This window comes from Pseudoalteromonas sp. SR43-3 (assembly GCF_014163875.1).
Classification (GTDB): Bacteria; Pseudomonadota; Gammaproteobacteria; order Enterobacterales; family Alteromonadaceae; genus Pseudoalteromonas; species Pseudoalteromonas distincta.
This window is the reverse complement of the sequence record NZ_JACJEC010000004.1, coordinates 70727-91003: the sequence shown is the minus strand read 5'-3', so window position 1 is coordinate 91003 and position 20277 is coordinate 70727. Positions and strand designations below refer to the sequence as shown.

The window sequence follows — 20277 nt, the reverse complement described above, 5'->3', positions numbered from 1 at the left end:
GCAACTATGTCCCACACTCTCACACATTCAGGACTCAGCGTAGATACACAACTCGCTGATTTCGTTAAAAATCAATTGCTACTAGGCACTCACTTAAGTGAGTCACAATTTTGGCAAAGTTTTGCACATATCGTTCAAACACTTACCCCTATTAATAAGGCACTGCTTGAAAAGCGAGAGCTGCTTCAACAGCAAATAGACGACTACCATCTTGCTAATAAAACCTGGGATAGCGCTAAATACCAAGCCTTTTTGCAAGATATTGGCTATTTAGTTAAAGAGCCTGCCAACTTTGAAATTGAAACCCAAAATGTAGAGCCCGAAGTGGCCCTTACAGCAGGCCCTCAGTTGGTTGTGCCTGTAAGTAATGCACGCTTTGCACTTAATGCCGCTAACGCTCGCTGGGGCTCGTTATACGACGCTTTATACGGTACTGATGTGTTAAGCGAAGATGACGGGGCTGAAAAAGGTAATACCTACAACCCTGTTCGTGGTTTTAAGGTAATGGCCTACGCTCGCCAGTTTTTAGATAAAGCATTGCCGCTGACCAATGGCTCGCATATAGAAAGCACGAATTACTCAGTAGTAGATGGCGCACTTTTAATTACCTTGCGTGACAGCTCTCAAACCACATTAGCTAACCCATCTCAGCTTATTGGCTATCAAGGAGAAGCACAAAACCCAACTGTAGTGTTATTAAAAAACAATGACTTACACATAGAGCTACATATCGATCACCACCACATTATTGGCCAAGCTGATAAGGCTGGTTTAAAAGATGTAGTGCTAGAGGCCGCTCTTACCACCATTATGGATTGTGAAGATTCAGTAGCTGCGGTAGATGCAGAAGATAAAGTACAAGTTTATAAAAATTGGCTTGGGTTGATGCAAGGTAACTTAGTTGAATCGTTTAAAAAAGGCGATAAAACTGTTGAGCGTACCCTGCAAAGTGATAAAACATACACCGCACTTGATGGCGGCACCGTTACTTTAAAAGGCCGTAGCATGATGTTTGTAAGAAACGTTGGCCATTTGATGACGAACCCTGCTATTACTGATGTGTTTAATCAACCGGTGTTTGAAGGCATTATGGATGCGATGTTTACAGCCACTGCTGCCCTGCACGACCTAAATAAAAAAACAGGTATCAAAAATTCAAGCGCGCAAAGTATTAATATAGTAAAACCCAAAATGCATGGCCCAGAAGAGGTGGCATTTACTAACACTTTATTTAGCTTAGTAGAGGAAGCGCTAAGCTTACCTAAAAACACGCTTAAAATGGGTATTATGGATGAAGAACGCCGCACTTCTGTAAACCTAAAAGCCTGTATTTGTGCAGCCAAAGAGCGTGTTGTATTTATAAATACTGGATTTTTAGACCGTACCGGCGATGAAATTCATACCTCTATGCAAGCGGGCGTTGTGCTTCCAAAAGCACAGATTAAGCAGCAACCATGGATACAAGCTTATGAGGATCGCAACGTCGATATTGGCCTTGCTTGTGGCTTAAGTCATAAAGCACAAATAGGTAAAGGCATGTGGCCAATGCCAGATAAAATGGCATTAATGATGGAGCAAAAACAAGCGCACCCTAAATCAGGCGCTAATACTGCATGGGTGCCCTCCCCTACAGCCGCTACCCTGCATGCAATGCATTATCACGATATAAACGTATTTACTGAGCAGCAAAGTATAGCTAAACGTACTATTGCGAGCCTTAATGACCTGCTTACACCGCCGCTAATGGCAGACCCTAAAACGCTTTCAAAAGAAGATATTCAAAGTGAGCTAGAAAATAACGCACAAGGTATTTTAGGTTACGTTGTACGTTGGATTGATCAAGGCGTAGGCTGCTCAAAAGTACCTGACATTAACCATATAGGTTTAATGGAAGACAGAGCCACACTGCGTATTTCAAGCCAGCATATGGCTAATTGGTTGCTAAATGGCGTGTGCTCACAAGCGCAAATAAAATCAACAATGGCTAAAATGGCCAAAGTGGTTGATGGACAAAACGAGCATGACACTGCGTATACACCTATGGCAACAAGCGAAAAAACCCTTAATAACAGCATTGCCTATCAAGCCGCTACGGCATTAGTTTTAGAGGGCGTAACGCAACCTAGTGGGTACACTGAACCACTACTACATAGCTACCGTATAAAATATAAAGCACAAAAATCGAATACGCTTTAACTGCTTAATCAAAGTTAAAATTAAGTACTAAACCAGCTTTAAAGCTGGTTTTTTATCGCCTAAAATTAGAATAACAGCACTTTTAAGGCATTTTAAAAATATATATTCAAATAAGCATAATACACATGAATATCTAACATTTATTTAAACGTAAAAAAGCGTGTTTTGCATACACAAAACACGCTTTTTAAAGCTTTTAACCTTTTACGTTTAATTTTTTACAATGGCATTGTGATAAATATTTTGTACATCGTCACAATCTTCAAGCATATTTATAAACTTATCAAAGTTAGCAATAACTTCTTCGTCTTCAATTTCAATATTAACTTGAGGGATAAACGTAATTTCATCTACTTCAAAGTTAATGCCTTCAAATGCGTCTTCAAGGGCAGTTTTAGCTTTAAAGTATTCTGTTGGCGGTGCAAATACTGATATTTTACCATCCTCGGCTTCAACATCGCTTACATCAACATCAGCCATCATTAATGCTTCTAATACGACTTCATCGTCATCGCCTGCAAAGCCAAGTACCGCATAATGATCAAACATATGCGCTACACAGCCAGGAGTACCAATTTTTGAGTCTGTTTTAGTAAATGGTAAACGTACATCTTTGATAGTACGGTTCGGATTGTCAGTTAAACAGTCAACAATAACCATGCAGTTACCAGGGCCATAGCCTTCATAACGGGCAACAGAGTAATCTTCTCCTGCGCCACCGGCTGCTTTTTCAATTGCTTTTTCGATAACGTGTGCGGGTACTTGGTCTTTTTTAGCTTTTTCGATTAGACGGCGAAGTGTTTGGTTTACTTCGGGATCGGGATCACCACTTTTTGCTGCAACGTAAATCTCTTTGCCGTACTTTGAGTTTACTTTTGTTTTTGCATTGGCTGTTTTGATCATAGAACTTTGACGAACTACAAATGCTCTGCCCATTTTGTGCCCCTAATGAATACGTTACGTTTTGCGGTATTTTACCAATTCAAAACGTATTGGGCTAGCTCCGCAATGGGCAAAACTTGATTAATAAAAACTTTTATAACTACATACTCATTTCAGAATAAATCAAATGGCATGCTATTTAACATAACTCTATTTTTTCAGAATAACTCTCAACTAATGTCACTAAGTCAGCAAAGTCATGTAAAACGTAATCGGCCTGATCGGCGTAAGCTGGCGTTAACTCTGGAGCGTATAAACATGCACGCATATTTGCATTATGCGCAGCTTGAATATCGTAAAGGTAATCTCCTACATAAAGTAAGTTTCTGGCATTTATGTTCCAAAGTGTAGCAATAGCATTTAAAGCGCTGGGATCTGGTTTTGCAGGTGCATCGCTTCTTGTTAAAACTGTACTAATAGGAAGTGGGTTATTTTGTAATTTAATTGCAGCCGCTTTATCAAAATTGCGAGTAACAATTGCCATCGGTATATTTTTAGACTTTAAAGCATTAATAGCTTCACTCACCCCAGGTAAAATACTGGCATGTTGTGCGTCTATTAATTCGTGTTGGTGAACTATATTCATTGCCTCTTCACGCATATACGGTGAGGGCAACTGAGCAATGTAATCAAGCAAGTCTTGCTCGCAAGGGCAACCTATTTGGGCTTTAATTAATGTAAAATCTAGTTCGGATGAAACTAATGTTCCATCTAAATCAAAAATTACTCCAAAAATAGCCTCAACCTGAGTAGTCATATCATTCCCTGAATTTAGTTATTACTAAATAAAATTTAAACATAAAATTCTCTACTGCTTATGCCCAAGCCAGTTATAGCTAAAGGGATAAATGAAACTAACTATATTTAAATTATTTATTTGCACTGCTATCAATCTATTGATAATACAGTAAATATAATTGGTAGTTGTAGCATGCGCAAAAAATGGTAAATATACAAATTGAACTACCAATTTTTACGTAAATTTACATATACCAGATCAAAAATGAACGTAGTTTAAACGTATAAAGAAAACGCGCACATTAACTGCAGTGCGCGTTGGTTGGGGAAGTTTTAACTGTTAATTTTGCTCAAAGCGGGCTTCGAGCCAAGTATCATCTTGTGCAAAGTTTAAAGTTTTAATCTTACCTTTGCCCTCAACGTTTACCATATTTACCTGAGATGGCCATAAATCACGAAGCGCGCCATTACTCATTTTGATTCCTTCAATGTTTTCAGGAATTGGTGCTTCTTGGTAAACCCAAAAAAACTTACCATCTACTTGCGCCCCTACAAAGCTAAGTGGTAAAGGTTCACCACTTAATGTTTGTAGAGCAACATGCGATTCAACATATTTAGCAAAACGTTGTTGGTCGGCTTTATTGCTAATAATATCGATTTTGCCTTCAAATAATGTTCCTACGGCGTGTTCGGTATCATGTAAATAAAAGCGATGCATTAACTCAACATTATGCGTTCGTTTATTAAAAAGCACGGTTGTAACTGACGATTTTAGTTGATGCGCCATACTCGGCGCAGCAACTAAAAGGCAAACAATAATAAGCAAAAAGCGCATTATTGCGGCTCCTCACCGTTATCTTTTTCGTCTTTCTTCTCATCAGTTTTAAGCTCAGTTTTAATATCTTGCATGATATCGCGACTTACTTTAGCTTTACTCTTTTCCTTTTTAAACACTTCAATACGTGAAGGAATAATGCGACGAGGGTAGTTATTATTTTCAATATCTACATCCGCAGTTTCCCAATTAGGATCTACAGTAACTGATACAAGCGGTTTGTTTTTATCGGTAACAATTAGCTTTTGAACATTTTTATAATTACGACGCCAAATTTCAGCAGGAATATAACGCTCTTCAGTTGTGCCATCTTCATATGTTAGCTCAAGTAATATAGGCATTACCAAACCACCTAGGTTTGAAAACTCCATAACGTAGTAGTTTTTATCTTCTTCTAAAGCACGTTCAAGCGTTTTACGCTCCCACGGCTCTAAGCCTTTTAAAAACTTATTGTACGAGTTACGTTCTTTATTGGTTACAGTAAAGCGGTCATTTTCGTCATAAAAATCGGTAACATCAGGGTTTTGCTCAACCCATGTTTTTTTACCTTCGGCGCGGTTACGCTCAACAAATAATGACGTAGGCTTGTCTGCTTCAATATCACGTAAACGGCTGTAATCAATATCAGGGTTTTTAGTGTCTAAACGTAGTTGATATACTTTATCTAAAGAGATATCAACATGGTCTGTGGTGTAAAACCAGCCACGCCAAAACCAATCTAAATCAACACCAGAGGCTTCTTCCATTGTGCGGAAAAAATCAGCTGGGGTAGGGCGCTTGTATTTCCAGCGCTGAGCATACTCTTTAAATGCAAAGTCGAATAAGTCACGGCCTAAAATTACTTCACGTAAAATATTAAGGGCTGCGGCAGGTTTAGTATAAGCATTAGGGCCTAAACGTAATACGCTGTCTGACTGAGTCATAATTGGTACTTGGACTTCTGACTTCATGTAGCTCACTATATCGCGAGGTTCAACACCCCAAGGAATAGTAGGATCCCATTCACGACCAGCAACACCATCTAAAAAGCTGTTTAAGCCTTCATCCATCCACGTCCATTGGCGCTCATCTGAGTTCACAATCATCGGAAAGTAAATATGACCAACTTCATGAATAACTACGCCAAGTAAAAAGCGCTTTTCAGCCTGAGAATAAGTACGAGTACCGTCATCTTGTAACTTAGTACGCGGACCGTTAAAGGTGATCATTGGGTATTCCATACCACCAACGGGGCCATTAACCGACTGTGCAGTTGGGTACGGGTAATCAAAAGAATACTTAGAGTACACTTCCATTGTGTGTACTACCGCTTCAGTTGAGTACTTTTTCCATAAGTCACCACCTTCTTTAGGGAAGAACGACATTGCCATAACTAAAGGCTGAACGTCACCACCTTGTTGATAACCTTTTGCATCCCACATAAACTTACGAGACGACGCCCAAGCAAAGTCACGAACATTCTGCGCTTTAAAGTGCCACGTTTTAGTTTTGTCGGTGCCTTCTTTTTCGTTTTCTAGCGCTTCTTCTGCGTTAACAATAAACACAGGGCGCTTAGATGTTTCAGCTTGCTTTAAACGTTTGCGCTGAGTACTTGTAAGTACTTTACTCGCGTTATCAAGCTTACCTGTTGCCGATACAATGTGATCCGCAGGAACGGTAATCTCAACATCGTAATCACCAAACTCAAGCGTAAACTCACCAGAGCCTAAAAATGGCTTGTTTGTCCATGCTTCGTAATCGGTATAAGCCGCTAAGCGAGGGAACCACTGAGCAATTAAGAATATGTCGTTGCCATCTTCTTCAAAGTGCTCGTAACCAGAACGTGCACCTACAGCATCTTCTTCAACAATGTTGAATGCAAAGTTCATGCTAAATTCTACTTCTTTACCTGGTTTTAATGGCTCGTTTAAATCAATGCGCATTAAAGTATCAACTACAGTTACGCGTAGCTCTTTACCATCGTCATCCTTTACGCCACTGATTGTATAACCCAGTTCGTTGTCGCTCATAAATTGCTGACGGCGTAAGTCACCTAAACTTAATTTAGCAGGCTTTTGAGCTGGTAGGCTTTCTAAAGTGCTTTTAAACGTTTTAGTTGTTTCGGCAATAGAATCACTTTTAAAAATATTTTGATCTAACTGTAACCATAAATATTTAAGTGTATGCGGAGAGTTATTTTTATATTCAATGCTTTGGCTACCGGTAATACGGTGCTTTTTTTCATCTAGCTTTACATCAATATCGTAGTTTACACGTTGCTGCCAGTATCTTTCACCTGGTTCGCCAGCGGCACTACGATAAACGTTGGGTGTAGGAAGCGCTTCGTCTAATTGACGAAATTTATCAACAAAAGAACCTTTTGTTTGCTCAACCGAAGACGCCATAACCGCACTAGATATTGCCAAAGGCAATACAAAAGCACTTAGCGTAAGACCTATTTTTTTCATTGTTAGTCCTAATATAATTTTGTGAGCATACTTTGACAAATATACCAGTTAGCTTCAATAAATTAGCGACCAAGTACCGTATTTTTAGGGTGATGTTCACTTAGTTTATTAGATTGAAAAGTACAATTATTTTGTAACAAAATACGAATAAATAAAAACTGTAAAGGGGCTTTACAAAAGTGGGTTTTAATAATGGTTTTGAGCTGTTAAATACAAGTTTTAGAGCTTGGTAAAAGCACATTAATTTTACCTACGTTGCTAAAAAAGTATTGCTTTAACATTATCAGGTAAACCAATAATCCTATGTATAAGTGTCTCAAATTTCCAACAAGTAAAATGAGCTAAAAGCCCACTCTACTGAACAAAAATACAGTGAAAACAGCTGAATTATTGGCTCAAATATTGCCGAACTTCCTTAATGTTCGCTATTTTTACGATAAATGATAAATAGTGCAATTTTAGGTTGATCTTTAGTGCAGTTTATATTTAAAATCGCCAACCTTTTTATTTGAGGCAAATAAATTCGTCACATTTATCCTCAAATTAATATCGATTACTAGCAAGAAATGCGGTGGGCTTATGGATTTTTACATCCTAAAAAAACAACAAGAACTAATTGCGATTCCAGCAAGTGAGAATAACTGTAAGCAGTATCTCGATTCGGGTTATTTTTATATCGATAAAGTAGCAGCGTGCAACGAAACTAATGCATTAAAGGCGCTACACGCAAAACAAACTAAAACGTTAAAAATTCCATTATTAATGGCACTTTTAGCATTACCGGTTGTTTTTTCAGCTTGGTACAGTTTAACCTAAGGTAATACACGGCTTGGGCTTGCATCTTTAACTGCCTTGGGTATATTGGCGCTCTTACGGTTTAATTAAGAGCGCGACATGAAAGTCCTCCACACCTCAGATTGGCACCTTGGCCAACAATTCTACGAACACGACCGCCGTGTTGAACATCAAGCCTTTTTTACATGGTTATTAGCCACTCTTGTTGAACAACAAATAGACTTACTTTTAGTTGCTGGCGATATTTATCATACCGCGACTCCAAGCGCTAGCGCCGAAAATCAGCTTTACCAATTTATTAAAGACGCCAAAAAGGCATCCCCACAATTACACGTAGTAATTATTGCGGGTAACCACGACTCTGCAAATCGTATTTTGGCAGCTCAGCCATTACTAGCGCAATTTGATACGCACGTAGTAGGGCGCTTTGATGTCGCAACACCCGATGAAACTGTTATTACCATAAATACCAATGGTAAACGCGCTGTAATCGTCGCTATGCCATTTTTACGTGTAAGCGATGTAAGTTTACTTAGCCAAACCGAAAGCGGCCCTAGTTATGCTCAAGGCGTTGCAAAAGCTTATGAACTTGCATTAGAGCAAGCTACTAATATAAACGAGCAAAACTCACCATTAATAGTTATGGGGCATTTACACGCAAAAGGCGGGGATATCTCAAGTGATTCTGAGCGTAACTTAGTAATAGGTGGTGAGGAGTCTATTTCAGCCAATGTATTTGGTAAACAAGCCAACTATGTTGCCCTTGGGCACTTACACAAAGCGCAACAAGTCGCTAAAAGCGATATTATTCGCTACAGCGGCACACCTATACCTATGTCGTTTTCAGAACGTAACTACACGCACCAAGTAAATGTTGTTGAGTTTATTATTGATGAAAAACAACATATTAGTACAACTGTAAACCCCCTTTACATTCCGCGCTCTGCCGATGTAATTGTTTTACCAAAAGGGGAGTGTGTGCCATTAAGCGAACTATGCGAGCAAATTAAAGCGCTCGACACTGCACAAAATACAATAGCGCCTTATTTACGTGTAAAGCTTAAATCAAGCGATACCGACACCACCTTCAGAGAACAAATAGAACAAGCACTTGAAGGCAAGCATATTAAATTTTGTGGTATTGAACGTGTACGTGAGCAATCGACTCAAAATGACGACAACACCGTATTTGAAGATTTAAGCGAAGTTGAAATGCTCAACCCGCTTAACTTATTAGAACAAGCATTTGCAAACGATAAAGATATGGCAGGGCAAAGCGTACCCGATGAGCTAAAAGTACTTTTAAGTGACGTGATAAACGAGCTAACGGAGCAAGAACAACTATGAAAATAACCGCAGTTCGTATTCATAATTTAGCTTCAATAGTTGATGCTGAAATAGACTTTACTCAAGCCCCATTAAAAGATGCAGGCTTATTTGCAATAACAGGCGATACCGGCGCTGGTAAAAGTACCTTTTTAGATGCGATTTGTTTAGCCCTTTATACAAAAACAGCGAGGCTACGCGGCGATAAAGGTAACTTAATTGAGTTTAATGGCGACAGCATTAAGCTTAATGATGCGCGAAACCTACTACGCAGAGGTACATGGGAAGGCCACGCCGAGGTTGACTTTTTAGGGCAAGATAAACAGCTTTACCGTGCGCGTTATACAATTGCACGGACCCATAAAAAAGTAACTGGCAAACTTAAAGTAGCAGAGCACACATTAGTAACCCTGCCAGACGAAACCCTTATAGCTGACAAAAGCCACACAATAAAAGAAGTTGAGAGCAAAATAGGGCTTAACTTTGAGCAGTTCTCCCGTGCCGTACTTTTAGCGCAACATGAGTTTGCTGCATTTTTAAAAGCCACTGGCGATGAGCGAGCGCAACTTTTGGAGTGCTTAACAGGCACCGATAAATTTAGCCGTATTGGCGTGCGTATTTTTGAGCGCCATAAAGAGCAAGTGGCAAAGCTTGAAGCGCTTAAAGCAGGCCTTGAAAGCTATACCTTATTAACACCAGAAGAACTCGAGTTACAACAAACCAAGTTAACCGATTTAAAAGCGCAAACCGAACACACTAAAAAAGAGCTATCCAAAACCGAAAAAGCACTTAACTGGTATCAGCAAGCTACAGTACTTGAGCAAAACTTACTGCAAGCACAGCAAACCCAGCAACAAGCAAGCTCAGCGCTTGAAAGTATCGTTGTTCAAAGCGAGCAGGCAAAACAAGCTAAACAAGCGCTTGAAATAAAAGATAACCGCAGCCGTTTTAATTTGTTAACCGATCAAAATACGGCGTTAGATCAGCAAATAGCATCGCTTAAAAGTGTTGATCATTTAGCGGTAATTAACGAGCGTAATACCGCGCTTACTAAACACACCGAGCTGCTTAATAACGCCAATGAGCAAAAACAAAATGCAGCGCCCGTTATAGCTAAAGCGCGAGAGCTCGACAGTAACATTGCCTTGCAAAGCCAAAGTGTAAAAGGTACTGAGTCGCAAATAACCAAAGAGCAATCTCAGTCTGATGAACTCAAACAGCAGCTTAAACAAAGCAATAACGAGCTTGAACTCGCTAATACCGACTCAACTAAAAGCCAGCAATGGCTTAATGAGCATGCACAGCTGCATGTTTTAGCAAAAGACTGGAGCTACTATCAGCAAAGCTTTAATACCTACTTAAATGCACAGCAGCAATTGACCGCAAACCTTACGCAAAGCCAAACTCTTAATACCGAGCTTGCAAGTCAGAGCGAGCGTTTAAATACACAAAATAACAAAGTGCAGCAGTGCGAGGTGGCACTTAGTGGTGAGCAATCAACTTTACAGGCATTAAATACTCAGCTTAATGAGTTTAATGCAGAGCACTGCGACGCGCAGCTAAAAAGTATTGATTACTTGAAAGAGCAGCGAGAGCGCTATAAGCAATTTAACGCAGAACTAAAACAAAGCACTCAACGCCAACAAGTACTTAATCAGCAGCTAAATGAAAGCCAGCAAGCCCATGCTTTACTTAATCAGCATTTAATAACCAGCGAGCAAGCACTTAAAGGCAGCGAGTACTCACTTAACCAAGCGCGCTTAAGAGCCAGCGAAAACGTAGAGCATTTACGCACTGAGCTTCGCCCTAATGAGCCTTGTTTAGTGTGCGGCGCAACGGAGCACCCGTATGCGGTAAACCAAAATCAGCAATTAAATAACTTAATTACCGATTTTGAAAATGCTTTTAATACCGCTAAAAAGCAATTTGACCATGCACAAAGCGAGCTGCATAAGCATCAAACTCAACATGCTGTATTAACTGCTGAACACGGACAACTTGAGCAAATAATACAAACAGCAAAAGCCAAACAGCTCGACATTAAAAATACCATGCAAGGCGCACGTAGTGAGCTTAACGACTTAACGCCTGATCAGCTTGAAGTAACTTATAAGCAATTAACGCAGCAAAAAGCGCAATACTTTGAGCAGCAAAAACGCCAACGCACACTGCAAACCAAAGTAAACGAGCTACAAGCAGCACTTAAAGCAGAGCAGCAAGTACAGCAGCAGTTGAGTAATAAACACCTTGAGCTTACACACCAGCAAAACCAGTTAACGAGTAAGCATAGCGAGCTAAGTGCGCAAATTAACGAGCTGGGTACAACGCTCAATAATCAATTTGAAAACAGTGATTTTTGGCAGCAACTACAAGCCAATACGCTTGAACTTAGCGAGCTGAGCGAGCAGGTTACGCAGTATCAGCAAACTCAAACGCAACTTGAGCAAAGCCAAAAGCGCCAAGACACAGCTAATGAGCAAATAAAGCAGCTTACCCCGCTTGTTAGTAAAAGCGAGCAATCGTTAAAAGCACTTAATGAAGAGTTTGTAAAAGCAAAAGAGCTATTAGACGCTGTACAAAGTGAGCGCTCAGCTTTATTTAATAACGAGCAAATAAGCGCAGACGACTACCAAGCAAAACTCACAAGTGAGCAAGAGCAAAAACAATCGCAGGTTCAAGCGAGCCAAAAAGCCTATGACGACGCGATAAAACAACGAGATGAGCACGCTATAACGCTTAAAAATGTGGAGCAACGCTTACTTGAAAACAGCCAAGAACTAGCAACACTTGAGGCACGTTATAACCAGTGGTTTACTGACTTTAAAGCGCAATACAGCGACGTAACGCACGAACAGATCAAAATTTTACTAACGCTAAGTAGCGAGACTATTAAAGCGCATTTAAATCAACACGAGCAGTTAACTCAAGCATTAACAGATGCAAATGCCGCATTAAAACAGCAGCAACTTACGCTTGAAAAACACAACAGTAGCGATAAGCCAACACAAAGTGCAGAGGCTTTAAGTACGCAATTAAGCAGCTTAAATGAGCAACAAACGCAGCTGCAAAATTCATTACTAGCAACTAATACCGCTATTGAGCAACACAACCAAAACGCAAAGGCGCTTGAAGGCAAACAAGCCGAGTTAACTACGCTTAAAACACAGGTAGAGCAGTGGCACTTGCTTAATAAAGTATTGGGCGATGCAACGGGTAAAACCATGCGTAACTTAGCACAAACACAAACGTTAAAAATATTACTGCACTATGCCAACAGCCATTTAAAAACACTCAACAAACGCTACGAATTAACCGCCATAGCGCAAACGCTCGACATTGCAATTATCGACCGCGACATGGCCGACGAGCAACGCTCTGTTAATACGCTCTCGGGCGGTGAGTCATTTTTAGTATCGCTAGCGCTTGCACTTGGTTTAGCATCGCTTTCGTCTAACAAAGTACAAATCAATTCTTTGTTTATTGACGAAGGGTTTGGTACGTTAGACAGCGAAACCCTAAGCATTGCAATGGACGCTTTGGATTCTTTGCAAGCACAAGGCAGAAAAGTAGGCGTTATATCGCACGTAACACAAATGAGCGAGCGTGTAGCCACTCAAGTGCATGTAGCCAAAAAGCCAGGTGGATATTCCACAGTTGAAGTTTTATAAGCAACATTACTGAAAACAAGGAGATACAATGCCAACGTTTACAGGCGAGCAAGCAACACAATACGATAGCCGCATAACCCGTTTAGTGCCTGGTTATGAATTATTACATCAGCTCACTAATGCGCAACTACAAGCAACGCTAAGCGACAATGCGCATATTTTGGTAGTAGGGGCAGGCACAGGCAAAGAAGTACTTGCACTGGCTGCACTAAACCCTACATGGCAATTTACTGCGCAAGATACATCAGCCGATATGCTTGCTATCGCACAGCAGCAATTTGATGAACAAGGCATAACAAGTCGCGTAGATGTACATAATGGCCCAGTTGATAAGTTATCGGTTAAAGCCGATGCCGTTTTATGTTTACTAGTAATGCATTTTTTAGAAGATAACGGCGATAAAAAAGAGTTATTAAAAGCGATTAAAGGAAGTCTTAAAAAAGACGCAAACCTTTTTATTGCAGATTTAATGCGCCCCGAAACTTCATTTGAGCGCGAAGCCCAGCTCACAACGTGCGCGCAATTGGGTTTAACCGAAACAGGTAAAACACAAACAGGGCACGACTTAGAAAATGAGTTTTACCCGCTTGATAGAATGCGCTTTAGCGAATTGCTAAATGAGTGCAAATTTGGCATTCCGAAGCTGTATTTTAAAGCCCTAGGTTTTAGCGGATATGTAATAAAATAGTTTTAAATTTAAGTAATATAGCCACATAAACACCGAGTAAGCTTACTCGGTGTTTTATTTTATACATACATTTACAACTTCTCACAGCTGCATACAAAGCACATACATATTTTTTATGTTTTAAGATTTACTATTTCTATATCAACATAAGCAAATAGAGAATCAACATGAAAAAATCGTTAATTGCTGTTTTACTCCTCTCGGGTTGCGCATCACAAGGTGTTGACCGTAACGATCAAAATCAAATAATTAAACGCTATTACGCCTCGGTAGAATCTATGCAACGTGTCACACTCTCATCAGAAGTGGGTACAGGCATAGCCGCAGGAGCTGGTTTTGGGTTTGTAGATAGCTTAGATGGCAATACAGAAGAAATGATAGGTGGGGCAATAATCGGCGGGTTAGTTGGAGGGTTATTTACCGCATTGTTTGAAGGCGGCAACGATGCATATCAGTATAATCTATACGCTGCCAGCGAAGGTGAATTTACCGTAATTCAAAAACAAAAACTCGATCAAAACACTCAATGCGTAGTAGTAAATGCCGGTAAAAAAATTAAGCTTGAGCCAGTAGATAAACAATACTGCGAAAATAGTCCAAATGTGTACAAAAAAGCTGATGTTGCTCTATAGCAATATCAGCTTTTGTATTGTTGTAGGTCGGTGAAGCGAAGCGCCACCCGACGATCTAATATCCACATCACTCAAATCGTTGTTGTGCCAGCAATCCTAACCAATCTCACAAAGCGCTTTCATCGCGGCTTGTGCTTTGTCTGTTTGTACAAAAATATGGTCGTGATAAAACGCAGCTACCACATTAGCGCTAATGCCATGCTCAGTTAGCTTTGCAGATACCGCAGCTGTTAACCCAACGGCCTCTATACTTGAATGTACGTTAAGGGTAATTAAATTATATTTACCCTCGTAAGTAATACCTGCTTTATCGGCGGTTTCAGCTTTTAAAATAAGGGTTAGGCCTTCCTCTTCAACGTAAGTGGCAAGTGGCTCTAAGTGAACATAATCAGCCAATTTCCCTGCCAAACAGCAAAATATGTATTCACCTTGTTTAAGCACAGGCTGCATTGATTTTAATAATTCGTTTAACTCTAAAATTCCGGCCATGGTCGTTCCTTACAATGTGTTATTTAGTGCCTTTTAGCTGCGCGACTAGCTCGCTTAATCTCGCAATTTTTATATTACTTAACTGTCTATAATCAAAATATGGGCACACAATAATGTTGTTACTGGTGTCTATTGCAAACTCGTCGTCGAGCCAATCGAGCTGCGCATGTAACTTACCTAGTTGTAATAAGTCTTTAGCGTGCGTACGACCGGCAATTATGTGTAGCTGGTTTTTATTGCTAGAAGCTTTATCAGGGCAAGTACTAGTAATGTTAGGCGCGCTAAATAGCAGAGCAGTTTTACTATTTTTTTGCAGTAAAAACTCATCGCGATATTGTTGCCAAGTAGGGGCTTGTTTAGCAAATGAGTAATGCTCACTTGGCAGGGCAAATAGCACTTTTGCATACACGTTAAACACTTTGCGCCAACCATTACCACAGTGCTGGTTTATGGTATTTATTTGCTCATTTATAACCGGTTCTAGGCATTCAAGTGTTTCAAAAAACGGCATGGGCGGCGCTTTTGCTACGTATACCGCAACGCTAAATTGCGTATCACCTAAGCCAACTAATTGGGTGTTCAAGTTAGTTAGCCTTGTTTTGCGCTAAAATACGGTCGAGGTTATTTGCAAAGTTTTGGCGATCGGTTTGGCTAAGTGGCGGCGGCCCACCACTCATTTCTACGCCGCTTGAGCGCATGGTATCCATAAAGTCGCGCACGTTAAGTATTGAGCGGATATTCTCGGTGGTATAAAGCTCGCCACGTGGGTTGAGTGCTTGCCCGCCGTTATCAATTACTTCACTTGCTAGCGGAATATCGCCCGTAATAACTAAATCGCCTTTTTCAACACGTTTTACTATTTCGTCGTCGGCTACATCAAACCCCGACGATACTTGAACGCGGCTTATGTATTTTGACGGCGGAATACGCATTGCGTGATTAGCCACTAAAATAGTCTCGATTTTCATACGCTCTGCAGCTCTAAAAAGTATTTCTTTTATAACAACAGGACACGCGTCTGCATCTACCCAAATTTTCATGCTATGGTCATTTTTATTGCTTTAGAATTAATACGATCCTATAGCAAATTTTTTTAATCGGCTAGCAAACTTTATATCCATCTATATTTAGATAATACGTACGATTTATGTAATTAAAAAAGGAGCTTACATGAAGGCTATTAAATACGGTTTACTTATTACAGGGTTATTTTTTCTTAGTGCCTGCACCAGCCCTCCTGAGGGAATAACACCCGTTAAAAACTTTGATATACAAAAATATAAAGGCAAATGGTTTGAAATAGCGCGGCTCAATCACTCATTTGAAGATGGTATGGAGCAAGTTACCGCGACTTATTCAATTAACGACGACGGCACAGTAAAGGTCCTTAACAAAGGGTATTTAACGGATGATAAAAAATGGGATGACGCAGAAGGCTTAGCCAAGTTTGTTGAAGACACCGATACAGGACATTTTAAAGTCTCGTTTTTTGGTCCATTTTATGGCGCTTACGTGATTTTTGAGCTTGACCAACCCGATTATCAATATGCATTTATAACCAGTTACAACAAAGATTACTTGTGGTTTTTGTCGCGTACACCAACGGTTAGCAAAGAGCTTAAAGAACACTTTTTAACTAAAGCTAAAGAGTTGGGCTTTGCTACCGATGAAATAATTTGGGTTGAGCAATAAACAATGTAAAGCCCCTTTACAGTAGTAATAAAAGAGTAATTTAACTGTAAAGTAACTTAAATATATTATGGTTATATTGTGTGTACTTGCCGTGAGACAGCAAGTATTGGAAACACTGAATATCCCCTATTGTTGGCAAGCTATATAGCTTGCCATTTTTTTTGCCTAATATATGGGAAAGTAACGGATCACGTTTTTACTAACTAAGGCTAGTTTAATGCTAAAAACAACCCACTTAGTACAACTAACACGCTATTTAAAACACTAAACCACTTCACGTAGCCTACTAAAAAATTATAAAAAACCATTATAATTAAGACACTTAGGCTCATAAATCCGCAAAATAGTAATGCACCATATCCATCTTGAGTAACTATACAAAGCACCAAGCTTAGTAAAATACTGATCCAAGCAGCTAATAGCAGCTTTTTACGTTGGGATTCTGTAGGGCGTTTTTTAAATACATCTTTAAAATGATTATACTTAGCCAGCGCAAAACAGTTAAAACTGAGCAGGCATAGGCTAAACCCAAGTAAATCAATCATGGTTTTTGCCTTTTAAGGTTATTAGATTGACTAGGGCTGATTATTTTTGAGTTGTTTTTAGCAGTACGTAATTTTTCGGTTTGCATAAAAAACAATATACTAAATAACAAAAACAGTGCATCAAAAGTAAATAAAGCCCACTGTTTGTGCATCAAATAGCTAACTAGATTACCGTTAGTTGTAAGGGCATTAATAACCGGTACGCTTAAACATGCAACAGCATTTATAGCTGCCATAACTCGCCATTGCAGTGTGTCGCGCTTTATAAGTGCTAAAAGAGCAACCGCTAGCCATGTTAAAAAGAACGCGAGTATTTCTTTATCGGCGCGCTCTGCGGTAGTTGAGCTAAGTAGTCTGTTAGCAATAAAAAATGCACACGTTGCCAGTGGAAGTCCCATAATAGTGGCTAGGTTTAACCCTTCAACTAATTTTAAACCAAACGAAGGTTTAACGTTATTTTTAGTTCGCTCGCGAATTCGCTTAGCCCACATAATACAGCCAGAGCCAATCATTACACAGCCTGCAATACCGCCTAATACGTATAACCAGCGCAACAACCACGTAGCTAAACGCCCTGTATGCATAGAATTAAGCGATTCGTAAAGCGCTTTGCTGCTAGTTAGCTCGTCATCAGTTTTAGCGACCATTTGCCCTGTAGCACCACTAAATATTAAGCGTGGTGCTTGGTCACGTAGTGTTTTACCTGCGCTTACCAATACGGTAATTGTTGAAGCTGCCATATTTGGTTGGTTAACTTGTACGCGAGTAATATCTGCATGAGGCCACTTAGTATAAACCTGATCTAAAATGCGTTGTATTGGCACCATTGACAATTCGCCTTGGGCTTTATCGGTCATGGTATTGCGAGGTGTTACATCGTTAAAAAAGCCACGCATGCCGTCATCATAAGACGTTTGCGCAGGGTAGGGAAACAACATAAATATAAGTGTAATTATACCCGTGTAAGTAATCATTAAATGAAAAGGAAGGGCAAGCACAGAGCTTAAGTTATGGGCATCTAACCATGTACGGCTACCTTTGTTACGCCTAAAGCTAAACATATCTTTAAAAATACGCTTATGAATAACCACCCCCGATATAATGGCAATCAGCATAAAAAAGCTAGCAAAGCAAACAATCCAGCGTGCGGTTATTGCATCCATGTAATGTAAATCATAGTGCAGCCGATAAAAAAAGTTACCGCCTTTAGTATCTACAAAGGGCTCAAGCTCTTGCATGGTATTAGGGTTTAGCTGTGTGTTTTCAAACCGGCTGCGGCGCTGGCCTGGCTCTTTTGGTTTTGCATAACCATAAATTAAATAAGGAATACGCGGCTCGGGTAATGTAATACGCCAGCTTGATGAGTGAGCTCCATGGCTAGCTAAGTAATCAAATCCGGTAATTATTTGTTGTTTTTGCGCTTCTATACGCTGTGTTTGGGCTTGCACATTATGTATGGCTGGTTGATTCCACAACGTTATTTCGTCTCTAAAAAAGCTAAGAGTCCCTGCAAAAAATATTAAATATAATAACCAACAAACGAGTAACCCTACCCAAGTGTGCAACCAAGTCATCGATCTGAAAAAGCTGTCTTTCATACCCAACCCTTCAGTAATGCAAGCAATCCTATGAACGCTCCTGTACTTAGTAAAATACTGATCCACACTGTTTTTAATGATTTAACGCTAAAAGCATAAATAAATACAACGGCATAAATTAAAATGCTGATTGAAACACTAAACAGCACAGCGTCTTGTTTAGCTATTGGCAATACAAAACTTAATAACGCAGTGCTTGCAGAGGTAAAAGCATAGCCACCAATTATGGCAATAAAAAAACGTAAAAATACCAAAACTCGATAACTGCTTACGCTTTTTACTATAAGCGCAATCACGTTAACCTTATCGAATGGCGCACTGTGCAAAGGTGCCTGCATAGTTAATTAATCCCTTTATTTAAAGCTGAGGATAAAACAAAGGCGCTATTATATATGTTACAAATACAAAAGATAGTTATTCTCATTTGTGATATTTAATTTTTAAGTAAGTTATGCTTACTTAATTACTTAGTAAAATACTGATCTGATATTGTTTAATGATATTGCACAGGCTCTATGTAAAGCTTAAGGTTAATAAACTGAGTAAAAATAAAGAGTGAATAACGATGAGCGATCACGAAAAACTAAATTACGTTGAGTTTCCTGCATGCGACTTACCCGCAACTAAGGCCTTTTTTAGTCGTGTATTTAATTGGCAGTTTACTGACTACGGCCCAGAATACACGGCGTTTAGTGGCCAAGGGCTCGATGGTGGCTTTTTTAATGCGCCGCTTAAATCGCTAACTCAAAACGGTGCTGCGCTATTGGTTTTTTATAGTAACGACATTCACGCCACGTATAGAAAAGTACAACTCCATGGTGGCACAATATTAAAACCTATTTTTGAATTTCCGGGTGGTTGCCGGTTTCATTTTGCAGAGCCAAGCGGCAATGAATTTGCTGTATGGGCCGAGCAACGCTAGGTTTTACAAGGCTTGTAGCGCGAATGAGCTTAAAGATCACGATTTTACTAACTAACGCTCGTTTTAATTAAAATAAACCGATTTTTTACCAACTCATTTATCCTAAATGGCCATTTAGGATAAATATTAAGCATTTAAGGCCAAATAAACATGAATAGTCACCAATTAATAGAGCAAGTTAGTAAATGCGTGATCTGTGAACCTCATTTACCTTTAGGGGCTCGTCCTGTTATACAATTTAACCCAAACGCACGTATTTTAATTGCAGGGCAAGCACCTGGAATCAAAGTTCACGAAACAGGTGTGCCGTTTAACGATGCAAGCGGAAACCGCCTGCGAGAATGGCTTGGGCTAACACGTGATGAATTTTACGACGCTAATAATATAGCCATTTTACCTATGGGCTTTTGCTACCCGGGTAGGGGGAAGTCGGGTGATTTACCACCGAGAAAAGAATGTGCGCCTGCATGGCGCGAGCAATTATTGGCTGCACTACCAAATATTGAGCTGACAATAGTGCTTGGTAAATACGCGCAGGCGTATCATTTACCAGAGACTAAAAAAATGCCACTTACGGAGTTAGTAAAATCGTGGCGTGAGTATTGGCCAAATTATTTAGTGCTTCCACATCCGAGTCCGCGTAATAATATATGGCTTAAAAAGAACCCATGGTTTGAACAAAATGTACTTCCGGAACTAGATAAGCACGTTGCTGCTATTTTAAATAAGTAATACTTCTAGTTATTGTAAAGGGGCGTTACAGT

Annotated in this window: 19 protein-coding genes; 9 read left to right on the top strand and 10 right to left on the bottom strand. The window is 39.8% G+C overall.

Going from position 1 to position 20277, the window contains the following annotated elements; genetic code table 11:
- The first annotated feature begins 6 nt into the window (after positions 1 to 6).
- Positions 7 to 2196, top strand: a complete 2190-nt coding sequence (locus H5088_RS06825; RefSeq protein WP_182752515.1) for a malate synthase G — start codon at positions 7 to 9, stop codon at positions 2194 to 2196.
- Positions 2197 to 2406: 210 nt separating this feature from the next.
- Here H5088_RS06825 and H5088_RS06820 read toward each other — a convergent pair whose 3' ends face one another.
- The 4 genes from H5088_RS06820 to H5088_RS06805 form a co-directional block, all read right to left on the bottom strand.
- Positions 2407 to 3132, bottom strand: a complete 726-nt coding sequence (locus tag H5088_RS06820) for a YebC/PmpR family DNA-binding transcriptional regulator (protein WP_002959197.1) — start codon at positions 3130 to 3132, stop codon at positions 2407 to 2409.
- 145 nt (positions 3133 to 3277) lie between these two features.
- Positions 3278 to 3895 (bottom strand): HAD family hydrolase, encoded by a 618-nt coding sequence (locus H5088_RS06815; protein ID WP_002959195.1) that lies wholly within the window; start codon positions 3893 to 3895, stop codon positions 3278 to 3280.
- Positions 3896 to 4216: 321 nt separating this feature from the next.
- Positions 4217 to 4711 (bottom strand): DUF6702 family protein, encoded by a 495-nt coding sequence (locus tag H5088_RS06810; protein WP_138490128.1) that lies wholly within the window; start codon positions 4709 to 4711, stop codon positions 4217 to 4219.
- Positions 4711 to 7158: a M1 family metallopeptidase gene (locus H5088_RS06805; protein WP_154902844.1), complete on the bottom strand. Its 2448-nt coding sequence runs from the start codon at positions 7156 to 7158 to the stop codon at positions 4711 to 4713. The genes H5088_RS06810 and H5088_RS06805 overlap by 1 nt, the downstream gene beginning before the upstream one ends.
- A 579-nt stretch (positions 7159 to 7737) precedes the next feature.
- On the opposite strand from H5088_RS06805, the gene H5088_RS06800 reads away from it, so the two are divergent.
- The 5 genes from H5088_RS06800 (at position 7738) to H5088_RS06780 (ending at position 14267) form a co-directional block, all read left to right on the top strand.
- Positions 7738 to 7974 (top strand): hypothetical protein, encoded by a 237-nt coding sequence (locus H5088_RS06800; protein WP_002959190.1) that lies wholly within the window; start codon positions 7738 to 7740, stop codon positions 7972 to 7974.
- A 78-nt stretch (positions 7975 to 8052) separates the two neighbouring features.
- Entirely contained in the window at positions 8053 to 9300 is a 1248-nt protein-coding gene (locus H5088_RS06795; protein ID WP_182752514.1) for an exonuclease SbcCD subunit D C-terminal domain-containing protein, read from the top strand.
- Positions 9297 to 12947, top strand: a complete 3651-nt coding sequence (locus H5088_RS06790) for an AAA family ATPase (protein WP_182752513.1) — start codon at positions 9297 to 9299, stop codon at positions 12945 to 12947. The genes H5088_RS06795 and H5088_RS06790 overlap by 4 nt, the downstream gene beginning before the upstream one ends.
- 28 nt (positions 12948 to 12975) lie before the next feature.
- The gene (locus tag H5088_RS06785) at positions 12976 to 13635 is read left to right on the top strand and encodes a class I SAM-dependent methyltransferase (protein WP_182752512.1); all 660 of its coding nucleotides are present in this window, start codon (positions 12976 to 12978) and stop codon (positions 13633 to 13635) included.
- Between the two features lie 167 nt (positions 13636 to 13802).
- Entirely contained in the window at positions 13803 to 14267 is a 465-nt protein-coding gene (locus H5088_RS06780; RefSeq protein ID WP_182692390.1) for a hypothetical protein, read from the top strand.
- 96 nt (positions 14268 to 14363) lie between these two features.
- On the opposite strand, the gene H5088_RS06775 is transcribed toward H5088_RS06780, so the two are convergent.
- The 3 genes from H5088_RS06775 to H5088_RS06765 are packed head-to-tail and all read right to left on the bottom strand — an operon-like array spanning position 14364 to position 15796.
- Complete coding sequence (locus H5088_RS06775) at positions 14364 to 14756, bottom strand: ACT domain-containing protein (protein ID WP_182752511.1); 393 nt, start codon at positions 14754 to 14756, stop codon at positions 14364 to 14366.
- Positions 14757 to 14775: 19 nt separating this feature from the next.
- Positions 14776 to 15339: a DUF6942 family protein gene (locus H5088_RS06770; RefSeq protein WP_182752510.1), complete on the bottom strand. Its 564-nt coding sequence runs from the start codon at positions 15337 to 15339 to the stop codon at positions 14776 to 14778.
- 1 nt (position 15340) lies between these two features.
- Positions 15341 to 15796 carry a YaiI/YqxD family protein gene (locus tag H5088_RS06765; RefSeq protein ID WP_002959175.1) on the bottom strand — a complete coding sequence of 152 codons (456 nt, stop codon included), beginning with the start codon at positions 15794 to 15796 and terminating at the stop codon, positions 15341 to 15343.
- A 130-nt stretch (positions 15797 to 15926) separates the two neighbouring features.
- On the opposite strand from H5088_RS06765, the gene H5088_RS06760 reads away from it, so the two are divergent.
- Positions 15927 to 16448, top strand: coding sequence for a lipocalin family protein (locus tag H5088_RS06760; RefSeq protein WP_182752509.1), 522 nt, complete (start codon positions 15927 to 15929; stop codon positions 16446 to 16448).
- A 209-nt stretch (positions 16449 to 16657) separates the two neighbouring features.
- On the opposite strand, the gene H5088_RS06755 is transcribed toward H5088_RS06760, so the two are convergent.
- The 3 genes from H5088_RS06755 to H5088_RS06745 are packed head-to-tail and all read right to left on the bottom strand — an operon-like array spanning position 16658 to position 18929.
- Complete coding sequence (locus tag H5088_RS06755) at positions 16658 to 16993, bottom strand: DUF3325 domain-containing protein (RefSeq protein WP_182695294.1); 336 nt, start codon at positions 16991 to 16993, stop codon at positions 16658 to 16660.
- Entirely contained in the window at positions 16990 to 18591 is a 1602-nt protein-coding gene (locus tag H5088_RS06750) for a PepSY domain-containing protein (protein WP_182752508.1), read from the bottom strand. Before H5088_RS06750 ends, H5088_RS06755 begins: the two co-directional genes overlap by 4 nt.
- The gene (locus tag H5088_RS06745; protein ID WP_002959167.1) at positions 18588 to 18929 is read right to left on the bottom strand and encodes a hypothetical protein; all 342 of its coding nucleotides are present in this window, start codon (positions 18927 to 18929) and stop codon (positions 18588 to 18590) included. Before H5088_RS06745 ends, H5088_RS06750 begins: the two co-directional genes overlap by 4 nt.
- Before the next feature lie 227 nt (positions 18930 to 19156).
- Here H5088_RS06745 and H5088_RS06740 point away from each other — a divergent pair, with 227 nt between their 5' ends.
- Together H5088_RS06740 and H5088_RS06735 are read left to right on the top strand one after the other, a co-directional pair.
- The gene (locus H5088_RS06740) at positions 19157 to 19513 is read left to right on the top strand and encodes a VOC family protein (protein WP_024595859.1); all 357 of its coding nucleotides are present in this window, start codon (positions 19157 to 19159) and stop codon (positions 19511 to 19513) included.
- Between the two features lie 150 nt (positions 19514 to 19663).
- Positions 19664 to 20245 (top strand): uracil-DNA glycosylase family protein, encoded by a 582-nt coding sequence (locus H5088_RS06735; RefSeq protein ID WP_182752507.1) that lies wholly within the window; start codon positions 19664 to 19666, stop codon positions 20243 to 20245.
- The last annotated feature ends 32 nt before the right edge of the window (positions 20246 to 20277 follow it).